Raw genomic sequence first — 12,538 nt, forward strand, 5'->3', positions numbered from 1 at the left:
TGGTCATGCCGCTGACCAGCATTGACGAGTGCTGGCTGCAGGCTGGTGTGCCCGCCGCAGCACCTGTCATTGACCGCTGCTCACCGCTCTATCTGGTGCGGATCTGGTGCGTCGTCCTCCACGTATCTGTCTGTCCTCAGGGGCCCGTGCCTCATAGGGCGATCAGTTGCACGCGGTCATTGCAGAGCTTGGCCATGTCGTCGGTGTCGGAGGTGAGTACGGCGACTGGGGGCAGCTGGCGTAGTGCTGCCTCGGCGACGGTGGCGTCGAGCGCGTATTTGTGCCCGTGCAGTCCTGCTGACTTGAGTAGTTCGGCGGCAGCCTTGGCCGCCTGTTCGGTGACGGGTTCGACCTTGACTCGTGAGAGAGCCCAGTTCAGGCGTGGGAGGTTCACTCGCGAGTGGCTGACTTCGACGATGGTGTTGGCGCTGACGACGAGATCGGCTCCCATCCCGTGGAACACCTGGAACATCGCGAGAACTTTGCGGTCCTGGGCAACCCAGGCGGACAGTCCCTGGGAGTCCAGGACGACGGTCTCGAGGTGTGTGCTCACGCGGCGTCCGTATGGCCGGCACGGCCGGCGGTGCCGAAGATCTTGGCGCGGGCTTCGGCCAGCTCTTCGTCTGTGAAGGCGCCTTGTTCCTCCTGATGGCGCCGCAGATCCTCGCCGAGGAGTTGGTGGCGGATCTGGCGGGCCACCGCTTCAGCCACATAGCCGGACACGTTGTCCGTGAGCTTCCTCAGCTCGGCGACCTGCTCGGTGGGCAGGGTGACGGTGATGCGCGTTGTGGCGGACATGAGTCGAGCATACTCCAGTATGCGTTTGGTCGAGGTCCGGCTGCGTACGGCTGTCCCTGTGAAAACCAAACAAGGCCCGGGTCGCTGACCTGGGCCTTAAGTGTGGAGCGGGGGACGGGAATCGAACCCGTGCTCTGAGCTAGGGAATCACGGGGCCGGCGTGTGGGGAAGCAGCTCTGACCCGCTGGAACGGTCTGCGTGCCGGGGCACGCCAGGGTTCCTCAAGGACCCTGATTGACCGTGGTTCACCGCCCGATCGGGCACGCATCGGGCACGGCCAAGTCCGCGAAGACCGCCGTTGCCAACACACTGAGCGCGGCTGGCGTCAATCCGCTACCGAGGAGGTTGGAAGGGCCGCTTCACCGGTCCTTGGCATTGCTGCAACTCCGCAGCAGCTTGGTCCGCTGGTCGGCTCGAGGCGCAGGATGGTCTGGGGTGCAGGCTCAGTGCTGCGACGCGCACGCCGTGTGGGTCGGGTTAGGGCCAGAGCCAGCCATCGATCGCCTCTTTCCAGTCAAGAAACGCCCCGTGGCAGCGCAGCATTTACGCTCAGCCACGCACTGTTGCACGGTTACTGACCGGCCGGAAGGCGGCCCGTCCTGGCACTGTGCTGCCCCAAAGCAGTGTCATCACTGGACCAAGAAGCCATAGCTTCACCGTTCGCAAGTAGCCCTGTTCGCCATGCGCTTCCATGGGCGCGCCGGTCAGTGTTTGAGTACTTAGGGGCAGCAGTATTCGAGGACGGATCGTGCATGGCTGCTGGTGGACGTCTCAAACGGCTCCTTCAAACGCGCTGCCTCCACACTGGGGAGTCTCGTCGTCAGCTCAAGGGTGCAGGCGAGAAGATCGACAATAAGCGCCCTATTCCGGACGCGGTAAACGATCAAGCGCTACTTGAGTCGCAAGTCTTTTCAAAGCTCTCAGACGGTGGTACATGGTCCGCGCACCCTATGGGGATTTCCAAAGTGCGCCTGAGTCGCCATAATCCCATCTCCGTTCATCTCGACAGCCACACTGAGCTCTCACGAGGCAGGACATACCCGATGAGCTCGCATGCTCTCGACCGACTCCTGCCCTACGCAGAGCCGGGCATCCAGGTGAACGGCGTAATGGGCCTCCGTGTCGTCGATATCGATGGGGCTGACCTCCATCTCGGACTCGTAAATAGTAAGAGTCGCACAAATGCAAGGTATATGCGGCAATGCACATACAATCTGGAGCACATTGGTGACCAGTTGTGCGGCCTGCAAATTCGCTTTCGAAGTGGGCCCACCGTGTATGGAAAGAATGTGCGGGAGGAGCTCAAAAGACTAGGTGCCGACAACTCCTGGCTGGACCGTGTCCTCCCAACCGGCGACCAAAGCGTCACCGGAGAGGCCGGCCGATGAACTGGGGCAGTGTCACTCTTTCCATTCTGGCTAGCTTTGGCGCCCTTGTACTCGTTCTCTCACAAATTCAAGGGCGGCACCCCGGCCCTCCTGGCGGAGCTGGGCTACCCACCCCGCCTCAGCGTCGACAAGGTGTCCGCCCGCGTCCCAACCCAGGAGCAGTGCACGGTCCTCGGCCTGCCGGGCAATCTGCCCGTGCTGCGCACGCTCCGGGTGGTGTACAGCGACGAAGAGCGCCCCATCGAGGCCACGGTCTTGGCCAAAGCCGGCCACCTCTACGAACTGCGGTACGAGTTCATCCCGTCCTGACGTCTGGCGTCGTACTCGCCGAGTCGCGCGTTCGGGTGCGTGTGTTGAGGTCATCACACGACCGGGCCTTGTGGGCTTGCTCATGGGTGCGGCGTGCCCGGACGCCAGACGGCCATCTGGCACGGAACGGGCACGGCGGCCCCGGAGAGGTCTGGACAACAAACAAGGCCCGGGTCTGTGACCTGGGCCTTCGCTGTGGAGCGGGTGACGAGAATCGAACTCGCGCTCTGAGTTTGGGATCACTGGGTGCTAGGCGGCTTACATGGCATCTGGCCTGCATATATGCATGCTGATGGGTGCTGTCGGCGTGGCTTCATGGCACCGCTGTTGACCCCGTTGCGCTGCCCTGAAGGGCACGGACAGGGCACGTGCACGCCGACTACCGAGCAAGGGGCGCAGGTGGGGCAAGGCGGCGCGCAACGCGTTGTGGCCCCGGTCACAGCGTTGCAGCCGCGACCAGTCCGTAGGGGGCCCGACCGCCGACGGTCCCGACGCAGCGCAAGGCCCACCGCGAGTACGAGAACCGCGCCAACATCCTCGTGTCCGACACCCCGTAGCGAACTTCCCTAGCCCCAGGATCATCCCGTGGCGGGTTCCTGGCGTATCTGGCCCGGGGTTGACACGTTCGCCTAGTATGCATTGCATGGTAGCTGGCAAAGCAAGCAATCACGTGGAGGCCCGCGGTGTGAGCCAGCTGCGCAAGGGCGTGCTGGAGTACTGCGTCCTGGCGTTGCTGTGTGACAGGCCCCGCTATGGGGTGGAGCTGCTGGAGGCTCTTGCGGATACGCCGGTCATGGCGACCAGCCAGGGAACGCTGTATCCGCTGCTGTCCCGTCTGCGCAGAAGTGGCCTGGCGGACACGTTCCTGATGGAGTCGGCCAGCGGGCCGTCTCGCAGGTACTACGAGCTGACCGACCAGGGTCGGCAGGCCCTGGACGAGTTCTCCGGGCACTGGCCCAGTTTCCGTGATGCTGTTGACCGTTTCCTCGTTTCTGGAGCTGAATCATGAGCGACCCCCTGACCCACCCGCTGGTTCGCACTTACCTGGCTTCGGTCGACAAAGAGGCAGCAGTGCTGTCCGGCGACCGGCGCCGTGACCTGGTGGCAGACCTGCGCGAGCACATCGAGTCTGTGCTGCCGCAGGGCGCCGATGACGCAACGGTCCAGCAGGCCCTGGACCAGCTCGGCACCCCCCGGGAGATCGCCGCCGCCGCGATCGCCGAAGAGCCCGGCGTCAACCCGCTGCAGCCGGAAAGCAACGCGCGCACCACTCTGACCCTGGGCATGATGGTTTTGGCCGCCCCGTTCTTCTGGGTCCTCGGTATCGGCCTCGTACTGGCCGTCCCTGCCGCCGTGCGGATCTGGCGCTCTACAGCATGGACCAGGCGGGACAAGCGCCTGGGCAGCATCTGCGCCCTCTCACCCCTACTGGTGACCCCCGCGGCTGCCGCACCGTTCGCTTTCGCCGACGGGCTCGGCCTCGCCGCACTCATCGGCGCATTCCTGATCGCCATGGTGATCCCGCTGGCCGGAGCCATCCGACTGGGACGCAGCGCCGCACGCCTGCACCTACACGCAGCCTGAATGGCCCGCGGCGCCGGGACGCCAAGTACTGCTCAGCCCGTTGTCGAGACCGTGCTTACCGGCGTCGGCACCGTCAGTACGGTGACGTCGAGGCATCGGGAAAACGAGCTGTACCGACGGGTACGACGCGCTGACGTCACGCAACGCCAATCTCTTCGCGGAGCCGTCCCAGGTCAGCGATGGCGCTGAAACCTACCGGCGGGTTACTTGCTCCCTGGCGTCTGAGCTAGGACTCCGGGGCCCTGCACCGATGTTCCCCAACGCGGCTTCAGCTCACGATGTGCAGGGGAGCCAACGGGTTCGGCAGACGGCCACAGTCGAAGACGCCAAAGTCGGCGCCGGCCGCAACTGACCCGGCTCGCGACCTCAGAGACGGGCTTGCTGCGGACGGCTCAGCTGATCAATGGCCGGACGGCGTGGGGCCCGGCGGTCGCTCGCCGGTGAGCAAGAGCGCGCCGAGTAGATCCAGGTCCGCCCGCCCGTAGCAATTCCAGGCTGGAAGCCAACTTCAATTATCCCGACGATGGGTCGGCATAATTGCACGGCAATGGCGGGTGCGATGACTTGACGGCCTATCGCCTGTCGGGAGTTGATCGCCGTGGATACGTACTTGGCAGGCTCGCGCGCAAGTAATCTGGCTAAGGTGCAGGTGCGTGAATGCCTTGCTCCCCTGCGTGCGCGATTCCCTGAGGTTGCCTTTGCGTAACGCGTGATTCTCGAAGGCGGTGGCAGGAACCGGAAGTGCTGCTTTCGGATGTCTCAGCGGTGAGTGGCGGCAGCGCATTCAGCACGGAGCAGGAAGCCGCGCTGGCGCGGGAAGATGTGGATGTGGTCATCTATTCCTTGAAGGATCTGCCTACGGCGAATCCGCCGGGCCTCGCCTGATGGCCCCTCCGCATCGGGAGGATGCACGCGCTGCCCTGTGGGGGCCACGCTCGCCGGGCTGCTCAAGGGGGCTCGGGTAGGGACTGGGGCTCCGCGGCGAATCGCCCAGCTGCTGGCGGTCCGGCCTGATATTGAGGTCGTACCTTTTCGGGGTGACGTCCCGCCGAGGTTGAAGAAGATGGAGACCATGTGGCTTGACGCCGTGGTTCTGGTGGTCGCGGGGCTTCGACGTCTCGGGCTGGATGATGCTATCGGCGAGATTCTGTCAATTGATCTCTTCCCGCCGTCGCCGGGTCAAGGAGCGCTTGGCATTCAGGTGCGTGAGGACAGCACGGCGATCCAGGAGATCTGTCAACCGTGGGAGATCCCGCGGTTGATGCTCAGGTGCGGGCCGAGCGTGCATTGCTTGCCGAGTTGCACGGCGGATGCAGCGTGCCCGTGGGGGCATATGCGGAAGTCTGCACAGACTGAGGCATCAGCAACACCAAGAGGAAATCCGCGGTACTGCTGCATGAGTTCGGCTATGCGGGAAAGGTCGTCCCGGGCGGTTGGGGCTTGGACGAGGTCCTCTGCGGCAACGGCCTCGATGAGGTTGATCTCTGCGTCGGGGCCGACGTACTTGGCGAGCAGATAGCAGGCTTCGGTCAGCACATACGGCGTGATCAGTAGTTCGCCGTCGTGGGACTCTCGGACTTTCCCTGTCGGCCGTCTCTGCTTCACGATAGCGCTCGATCGAGGAGGCCGCCGGGGACTCTGCATCTGGTGCGCATCTGGTGCGAGCCGTCTGGAGGGGGCTGGACAACAAACAAGCCCCGGACGCCTGGCCTGGGGCTTCTGTCTGGAGCGGGTGACGAGAATCGAACTCGCGCTCTGAGCTTGGGAATCACGTGGTGATCAGGGCTGAGTACGCTGCTGACCAGCGCAAACGAGGGCTGACGGCAAGTCGCCGACTTTTCGCAGTTCCCGGCATTGACCGCTGTTGACCGCCGCATCTGGTGCGCTTCTGGTGCGGGGGACGCTACGCGGTTGTTCAGGCGGCGTCCTGGCGCGCCGACCCTGGCTCACCCTGTAGCAGCCGAGCGGGCTGATCACATGCAGACTGGCGCCGTAGCCGCTGATCAGCCAAGCCTGTGACGCGGGTGATCACAACAAGTTCGAGCCGCTCCAGGGCCATGAACATGAAGAAGCCCCGTCCGCCGAAGATGTCCTGCGTCCGCAGACCTCCGCCGTGCGGGTTTCCGCGCCCGACGTCGACCGCGTCGCGGCCCAGGACCGTCAGTTGCTCGGCCAAGCGCTCTACCTCAGCCACGACTTCGTGTGGCAGGCCGCCTACGACGTGCTCGGCATCGGGGTCGTAGTCCCAGGTCCAGTTGTCGCTCACGCGGAGATCTCGCGCTGCGCCACGTCTGTGATCTGTCGCATCTCGGCGAGTGCGGAATGCAGGGCCTCGCGGTCGGTTGCTTCTTCCGCTACGGCTTCCAGTTCACGCAGTCGGGCCGCTCGCGCGGGGTAGCGCTCGATGGCAACGAATTCTCCCCACCACAGCAAGAAGGTACGCAGCGGAGCGATGGTGCTCTGAGTGGCGGCTTGTTCAACCGCGCGGTCGAGGTGCTCGACGAAGGAAGGCAACTGGGCGGGGGCGATCTGGGCGACCGCTGCGCGGAGCGCTGCCGGTGTGAGAGCCGGCATGGGGATCAGGGGCCCGTCGGGGGCAGAGGGCTGCTCGGTCATCGGAACGTCTCCTGGGCGGCGGTCTGCGTGATCATCGTGAGCCTGGCCGTTGTTGCGGACGCTGGGCTGAGCCTACGCCCGCGCCTCGGCCGCCACACAACACCCGACGCGTCTCGATCGCTTTGGCTCAAGTGGGATCGCGTTGTGCTGGATCTTGGTGCGTCGTCGCGATTTACCGGAGACGCCAGCGGCCCTGGGCAACGAAGAAGCCCCGGGCCGCTGGCCTGGGGCTTCTGTCTGGAGCGGGTGACGGGAATCGAACCCGCGCTCTGAGCTTGGGAATCACGGGGCATGGTGGACATGAAATCGGCCCTGACCTGCTGGCGTGGATGATCTGGTCTGCTGCGGCACGGCTCGCCGCAGACCCTGTTTGACCGTGGTTCCCCGCTCCATCGGGCACGCATCGGGCACGGGCCGCCACGTCCCCAAAGCAGGGATGAACCAGCCGATACCGGGAGAGTGTCAGTACTGGGTCCTATGGTCGGCGCCGTATGGGGCGAGGGTGGATTGCTGGGGAGAGACTATGACGAAGGTGCCTGCAAGCCGGACGACGGAGCGGACCGCAGTCATGAAACACGCGCGCTCTTGGAGCGTCACGGCCACATCGTGCAGGAAGTGGAGGGCGGCAGTGACTTCGGAGAGGATTTATACGTCTCGTTCGTCCGAAATGGGAGACGAACCGGTGATCTGATTGCCGTCCAAGTGAAAGGTGGCCTCTCTTTCCGCAGAGCGTCCGGGTATGCCGTCTCAACCAAAAAGCACGCCGATGACTGGCGAATAAGTAATGTGCCGGTCGTTTTGTGTTGTTTATGATCCGGATATGAAGTAGCTCTACTGGGCCAACGCGTCACAGCAACTGCGGGTGGCTAAAGCGGACGGAAAGGCAATCCGATCGATTCGGGTCGGGGAATCTGACGTCCTGGATGATCGAACGGTAGATGACTTTGTCCGCGATGTGAGGCGATATATAGAGATCTCGGATGCCAGGGCTAGAGACGGGTTCAAAGAAGCCCAGAGGCGCTTCGTTTTGCGGGCTGAGGGGATCGCGCTTAAAGACGCGCCGATTGGTGGCTACCCGAACAGGTTTTTCCTTCCCGTGGCGCAGTGGATAGAGAAGCATCCAACCGCACTGATGTGGATGATAGTTGCGGCGCTGCACCTTCTGGGTCTTGGGGTTCTTCTTATCATGTGGCCCATCCTGTGGCGGTTCGCGGAATCGTACGCAGCAGGGGAAACTTGGATGTGGATGGCCGTTCTATATGGATTTACCATCCTGAGTTCCGGACTCCTGTTGTATGAGGCAAGGCTTGGGCGGAATCCCATCGCGCTACGCGTTATGGCTTACGGGCCTATCATGTCGCTGTGCTTCGTAGCGCTCGGTTCGGAAAAGTTTGGCTTGCATCTTGGAGAAGGTTCGCTAAGAGGTATAGCCGACTCGACTCCTACCCTCATGAAGAATTTGATCTTCCTTACAATTGCGTCGTACGTCGGCAAGGAGATCGTGCGTCGGCGGCGTTTGAAAGCCGCCTATGGCGAACGCAATTGAGCAGATATGTGGGGCTTGGACCCGGTGCTGCTGACGACGGCTTGGGCGCGCGATGCGAAGTGTTGTGGAACGGTCGACAGGGTGGCGCACCGTTCAGAGCAGCTGCTGCTGCCAGTTGGCGAAGGTGTCGCGAATCGCTGCGGCTTCCTCAGGGGTGAGGTCGTAGGCAGCGAACTGCTTGTCGGTGTACCGCTGGATGCGGCCGAGCGAGTCGGCGAACATGCAGCGGTCAAAGCCCGCATCGTTCTGAGCGGCGAGTTCCATGAGCCGTTCGCGGGTGTAGCCGACCTTCAACAACCCCGCGACGTCGATGGCGTCGCGGACCTCGGCTCGGGTGAACAGTGCGCTGGTCTTGCCTGCGGCGACGTCGTCGCGGTGCAGGACCGGGCCCAGGTCGGAGTCGACTGGCGTGTGGTGCAGGAATTCGGCGACGAGCTCTACCTTGCTCTGCGTGCCTGAAGCTGGGTCGGTGACGTTCAACCTGGTGTAGGTGGGGGTTAGATGGGCCTGCTCGACGGTGTACCCGGCGGCTTCGTAGGCGGTGGTGATGCGCTCCGCGGCCTGGCTCATCTCACACCGCGCCCTCTCGAAGGGCGCGAAGAGGTCCACGTCGTCGCTGACTCGGTTGACGATGTGGTGGGCCTGGACGGCGTAGCCGCCGGCGAGTGCGTATCCGTAGTCCTTGGCGAGCGCGTCCAGGCCGATGCGGATCAGCTGGCGGTGCAGCTCGTCCACTAGGCGGCCGCAGTCGTGGCGCCCGGTTCACGGAGTGCGGGGAAGCGGGCTTCCCACGCCGTCTTGACCGGGAGGGGGAGGAACAGGTCGTGCCACATCTTCCGCAGGTACATCGCGTCTAGATATGCCTCAAGGTCCTCGCGTGTCTGGGCCTCGCGGATGACGCGCTCGTACATCAGCCGGAAGTCGGCCTCGTCGGTGAGGTCGTAGACGTAGCGCGGTCCCCAGTCGATGTGGCGCGGCAGCGTGACACTGCCGGCCGTCGGCCCGCCCAGCTCGTCGAGCGAATCCGGCAGTACGTACGGCTTCGCCGCTGCATACCTGCTCATGGATCTAGCATGCCCGATGGGGACTGCCGAGCGCATCGACAGTGCGGATGGGTGCACGGAGGAGTGAACGCGACCGTCGGGGCACGGACGGCTGCCGTCTGGCACGGAACTGGCACGGCTGCCCATAAGAGGTCTAGACAACAAACAAGCCCCGGGCCGCTGGCCTGGGGCTTTGTGGTGGAGCGGGTGACGGGAATCGAACCCGCGCTCTGAGCTTGGGAAGCTCATGTTCTACCATTAAACTACACCCGCGAGAGGCGCCCGATATCGGCGCCGCATCGTCGGATACTTTACCCCATGGCTGACCCCCGGCGCATTCGTCGTGGGGTCTTCGTGCTGTTCGGGTGGGATCGAGGTCAAGGCGGGGCCAAGACGGGGCCAAGGTGGGGTCGGGGCGAGGGTGAGTCCGGGGTGGGGTCGGGCCGAGTTGGTGCGGATTCGTGGGGGTTTCAGGGTGGTATTGGGGTGGATGTCCGACGTGGGGGCGGGGCGGAAGCGGCTGTTGGGGTGGGGGAGTTGGGCGTACGGTGGGGGCGCGGAGTGCCGCTTGGAGTGGTGTGTGGTTGATCCCCTAATGTGGCTTTTGTCGTCCACGCCGTCCACGTTCTTGGGGAAGGGACTCAATGGAGCGCACTGTCGTCCGTTGTGCTGAAGGGCACGTATTCAGCACCGCCTCGTTCCCGATGCAGTACCTCACCGTCGACCGCATTGGTCCCGGCCGGTTGCTGCGGTGTCCGCGTTGCGCCCGGCTCCGGCACGCTGTGCCGGTGGGTCTCGAGAAGCGGTAAGCGGTAGCCGATGAAGCCGCAGGGTGCGGGCCCGGTCCGGTGGGACCGGGCCTGTGCCGTAGAGGGGGGTCCGATGTGCGTATCCTCTTCGGGTGCTTCTCTCAGACAAGGACATCCGGGCCGAGATCGACGCCGGACGGGTGCGGATTGATCCGTACGACCCGGCGATGGTGCAGCCGTCGAGTATCGATGTACGGCTGGACCGGTTCTTCCGGGTGTTCGAGAACCACCGCTATCCCCATATCGACCCGGCGGTGGAGCAGCCCGATCTGACGCGGCTCGTGGAGCCCGAGGGCGATGACGCGTTCATCCTGCACCCCGGGGAGTTCGTGCTCGCCTCAACGTACGAGGTCGTATCGCTGCCCGACGACATCGCCTCGCGGCTCGAGGGAAAGTCGAGTCTGGGGCGGCTGGGGCTGCTGACGCACTCCACGGCGGGCTTCATCGACCCGGGGTTCTCCGGGCACGTCACGCTCGAGCTGTCGAATGTCGCGACGTTGCCGATCAAGCTGTGGCCGGGAATGAAGATCGGGCAGCTGTGCATGTTCCGGCTGACCTCGCCCGCCGAGCATCCTTACGGTTCCGCCCATTACGGCTCCCGCTATCAGGGGCAGCGCGGGCCGACGCCTTCGCGGTCGTTCCAGCGGTTCCATCGGACGAAGGTGTGAGTGGCATGGGTGAGCAGCGCGAGAACCTTACGTACGAGCGGTTCGGGGTCGCGGTCCGCGAGCTGGCGGAGAAGATCGCCGAGGATGGGTACGAGCCCGACATCGTGCTCTCCATAGCCCGTGGCGGGGTCTTCGTGGCCGGCGGGCTGGCGTACGCGCTCGACTGCAAGAACATCCACCTGGTGAACGTGGAGTTCTACACGGGCGTGGGGACCACCCTCGACATGCCCGTGATGCTCGCGCCCGTGCCCAACGCGATCGACTTCTCCGACAAGAAGGTGCTGATCGCCGATGACGTGGCGGACACCGGCAAGACGCTGAAGCTGGTCCGTGACTTCTGCCTCGGCTCGGTCGCCGAGGTGCGCAGTGCGGTGATCTACGAGAAGCCGCAGTCGCTGGTGAAGTGCGAGTACATCTGGAAGCGCACCGATCAGTGGATCAACTTCCCGTGGAGTGTCGAACCGCCTGTCGTGCGGCGGGAGGGGCAGGTACGGGACGCCTGAGGGGTGCTGGACGCCTGATGGGGGCGGGGAAGCCTCTTGAGGGTGCGACGACGACCTTACGGGTGCCAGGGTGCCAAGCCTGCGAGGTGGCAGGTGAGATGAGGAAGGGGCCCGCGGCGCGGGCCCCTTGGTCGTGCGGAATGCGGTGGCTGCCTTACAGCGTCCCGAGCTTCAGCAGGCTCAGCAGGGCGATCAGCTGGAGCGCCGACGCGCCCAGCGCCTTCTGCCACGGCAGGTCGTGCGACTTGCTGACCATCGTGGTGAAGAGCGCGCCCGCGGCCAGCCAGGTCAGCCAGCCCACCACCTTCACCAGCGAGCTGTCACCGCCCAGGAAGAGCGCGAACACCAGCCGCGGCGCGTCCGTGATCGACATGATCAGCATCGACAGGCCGATGGTCGGCGCCCAGGTGCCGTCGCCGCCCAACTGGCGCGCGAGGGTGTGGGTGACGGCGCCCAGGATCAGTCCGCTGATCACCATGGCGACGCCCGCGGTGAGCACCCACGGGATGCTGTTGGCCATAGGGGCGTTGAGGACGTCCTCACGGGCGTCGTCGAAGCCGAAGACCGCCAGCAGACCGTAGATGAAGGTCACGATCAGCGCCGGGCCCCACACCGCGTAGTCCCGCATCTGCCAGAAGGTGGCCGACGGGCGCAGCACGATGCCGCTCAGCAGCTGCTGCCAGTGCAGCCGGGGGCCGGCGGGCGGGGCGGTGGAGGAGCCGGCGCGGTACGTCTGCCCGCCGTAGCCGTCGTCGTACGAACCGGGGGCCTGGCCGTACGGGTCGTACGCGTCGGGCGCCTCGCCGACGCTGAACTGCTGTGTATGGCCCGCGTTGTTGTCGGCGTAGCCGCCGCCCTGGCCGTACGGTCTCTGCCCCTGACCATGGCCTGCGGGGCCAGGGCCGTGCCCGGGCCCGGGGCCGTAGTGCGGGTCCTGGCCGCCGAAGTACTCCGGCTCTCCCTGTGAGGAGGGCTGCTGCCACTGTGGCGGCTGCTGACCGCCGTACGGCTCCTGCTGTCCGTACGGCGACTGCGGCGGCCGCTGCTGCTGCCCTTGTTGCGCGGAGTGGGAGTCCCGTCCGCGTCCGATCCTGAATCCAGCCACCATTCGAACGTACCCGGTCGTAGCGGGCCGGGTGCGTGGAGCTGTGTGGCGGACCAGGCTTTGCGGCCGAGCTGTGACATCCCTTAGGGGGTCCCTTATGGGTTTTCCCCCTGTGGATCCTGAGGGTATCCGGTGCACCCGTCCGGGGTTCCCGCGGCGTTCGCCCGCC

The 12,538-nt window shown here is 64.9% G+C and carries 14 protein-coding genes, 1 tRNA gene and 2 pseudogenes; 9 read left to right on the top strand and 8 right to left on the bottom strand.

What is annotated here, in order from left to right:
- Positions 1-151: 151 nt before the first annotated feature.
- Positions 152-553 (bottom strand): PIN domain-containing protein, encoded by a 402-nt coding sequence (locus AS97_RS24455; protein WP_059146461.1) that lies wholly within the window; start codon positions 551-553, stop codon positions 152-154.
- Positions 550-798, bottom strand: a complete 249-nt coding sequence (locus AS97_RS24460; RefSeq protein WP_210565657.1) for a type II toxin-antitoxin system CcdA family antitoxin — start codon at positions 796-798, stop codon at positions 550-552. Before AS97_RS24460 ends, AS97_RS24455 begins: the two co-directional genes overlap by 4 nt.
- 1,457 nt (positions 799-2,255) lie before the next feature.
- Between AS97_RS24460 and AS97_RS24465 the strand changes: the two are divergent.
- The 6 genes and pseudogenes from AS97_RS24465 to AS97_RS47595 all read left to right on the top strand — a co-directional run.
- A pseudogene (locus AS97_RS24465) lies at positions 2,256-2,495 on the top strand (UTRA domain-containing protein); the annotation flags it as partial.
- A 643-nt stretch (positions 2,496-3,138) separates the two neighbouring features.
- Positions 3,139-3,504 carry a PadR family transcriptional regulator gene (locus AS97_RS24470; protein WP_059146492.1) on the top strand — a complete coding sequence of 122 codons (366 nt, stop codon included), beginning with the start codon at positions 3,139-3,141 and terminating at the stop codon, positions 3,502-3,504.
- Positions 3,501-4,079: a hypothetical protein gene (locus AS97_RS24475; RefSeq protein ID WP_059146463.1), complete on the top strand. Its 579-nt coding sequence runs from the start codon at positions 3,501-3,503 to the stop codon at positions 4,077-4,079. The genes AS97_RS24470 and AS97_RS24475 overlap by 4 nt, the downstream gene beginning before the upstream one ends.
- A 741-nt stretch (positions 4,080-4,820) precedes the next feature.
- Entirely contained in the window at positions 4,821-4,964 is a 144-nt protein-coding gene (locus AS97_RS48645) for a hypothetical protein (protein WP_282615688.1), read from the top strand.
- Positions 4,965-5,001: 37 nt separating this feature from the next.
- Positions 5,002-5,247 (top strand): annotated as a pseudogene (locus tag AS97_RS48650) (hydroxymethylbilane synthase); the annotation flags it as partial.
- 101 nt (positions 5,248-5,348) lie between these two features.
- Complete coding sequence (locus tag AS97_RS47595) at positions 5,349-5,435, top strand: hypothetical protein (protein WP_236669968.1); 87 nt, start codon at positions 5,349-5,351, stop codon at positions 5,433-5,435.
- 559 nt (positions 5,436-5,994) lie between these two features.
- On the opposite strand, the gene AS97_RS24490 is transcribed toward AS97_RS47595, so the two are convergent.
- Together AS97_RS24490 and AS97_RS24495 are read right to left on the bottom strand one after the other, a co-directional pair.
- On the bottom strand, positions 5,995-6,345 hold the full coding sequence (locus AS97_RS24490) for a hypothetical protein (RefSeq protein ID WP_349017600.1): 351 nt from the start codon (positions 6,343-6,345) through the stop codon (positions 5,995-5,997).
- Positions 6,342-6,695, bottom strand: coding sequence for a DUF6247 family protein (locus tag AS97_RS24495; protein WP_059146467.1), 354 nt, complete (start codon positions 6,693-6,695; stop codon positions 6,342-6,344). The genes AS97_RS24490 and AS97_RS24495 overlap by 4 nt, the downstream gene beginning before the upstream one ends.
- Before the next feature lie 862 nt (positions 6,696-7,557).
- On the opposite strand from AS97_RS24495, the gene AS97_RS24505 reads away from it, so the two are divergent.
- Positions 7,558-8,241, top strand: coding sequence for a hypothetical protein (locus tag AS97_RS24505; RefSeq protein WP_210565659.1), 684 nt, complete (start codon positions 7,558-7,560; stop codon positions 8,239-8,241).
- A gap of 93 nt (positions 8,242-8,334) precedes the next feature.
- On the opposite strand, the gene AS97_RS24510 is transcribed toward AS97_RS24505, so the two are convergent.
- From AS97_RS24510 to AS97_RS24520, 3 genes are all read right to left on the bottom strand, one after another.
- Entirely contained in the window at positions 8,335-8,976 is a 642-nt protein-coding gene (locus AS97_RS24510; protein WP_210565660.1) for a nucleotidyl transferase AbiEii/AbiGii toxin family protein, read from the bottom strand.
- Entirely contained in the window at positions 8,976-9,305 is a 330-nt protein-coding gene (locus AS97_RS24515) for a hypothetical protein (protein WP_059146469.1), read from the bottom strand. The genes AS97_RS24510 and AS97_RS24515 overlap by 1 nt, the downstream gene beginning before the upstream one ends.
- A 178-nt stretch (positions 9,306-9,483) precedes the next feature.
- Positions 9,484-9,557: transfer RNA gene (locus tag AS97_RS24520), tRNA-Gly, on the bottom strand.
- Between the two features lie 628 nt (positions 9,558-10,185).
- Between AS97_RS24520 and dcd the strand changes: the two genes are divergently transcribed.
- On the top strand, positions 10,186-10,761 hold the full coding sequence (gene dcd, locus AS97_RS24525; protein WP_059146485.1) for a dCTP deaminase: 576 nt from the start codon (positions 10,186-10,188) through the stop codon (positions 10,759-10,761).
- A gap of 5 nt (positions 10,762-10,766) precedes the next feature.
- A complete protein-coding gene (locus AS97_RS24530) occupies positions 10,767-11,264 on the top strand; it encodes a phosphoribosyltransferase (protein WP_059146486.1) in 498 nt (165 codons plus the stop codon).
- 154 nt (positions 11,265-11,418) lie between these two features.
- Here AS97_RS24530 and AS97_RS24535 read toward each other — a convergent pair whose 3' ends face one another.
- Positions 11,419-12,372, bottom strand: a complete 954-nt coding sequence (locus AS97_RS24535; protein WP_125761878.1) for a Yip1 family protein — start codon at positions 12,370-12,372, stop codon at positions 11,419-11,421.
- Positions 12,373-12,538: the final 166 nt, after the last annotated feature.

It is taken from the genome of Streptomyces sp. AgN23 (assembly GCF_001598115.1).
Lineage (GTDB): Bacteria > Actinomycetota > Actinomycetes > Streptomycetales > Streptomycetaceae > Streptomyces > Streptomyces antimycoticus.

Coding starts and splice junctions, on each gene's coding strand:
- AS97_RS24535 (WP_125761878.1), bottom strand. CDS start 12,372: ATGGTGGCTGGATTCAGGATCGGACGCGGACGGGACTCCCACTCCGCG.
- AS97_RS24495 (WP_059146467.1), bottom strand. CDS start 6,695: ATGACCGAGCAGCCCTCTGCCCCCGACGGGCCCCTGATCCCCATGCCG.
- AS97_RS24460 (WP_210565657.1), bottom strand. CDS start 798: ATGTCCGCCACAACGCGCATCACCGTCACCCTGCCCACCGAGCAGGTC.
- AS97_RS24470 (WP_059146492.1), top strand. CDS start 3,139: ATGGTAGCTGGCAAAGCAAGCAATCACGTGGAGGCCCGCGGTGTGAGC.
- AS97_RS24530 (WP_059146486.1), top strand. CDS start 10,767: ATGGGTGAGCAGCGCGAGAACCTTACGTACGAGCGGTTCGGGGTCGCG.
- AS97_RS24515 (WP_059146469.1), bottom strand. CDS start 9,305: ATGAGCAGGTATGCAGCGGCGAAGCCGTACGTACTGCCGGATTCGCTC.
- AS97_RS24475 (WP_059146463.1), top strand. CDS start 3,501: ATGAGCGACCCCCTGACCCACCCGCTGGTTCGCACTTACCTGGCTTCG.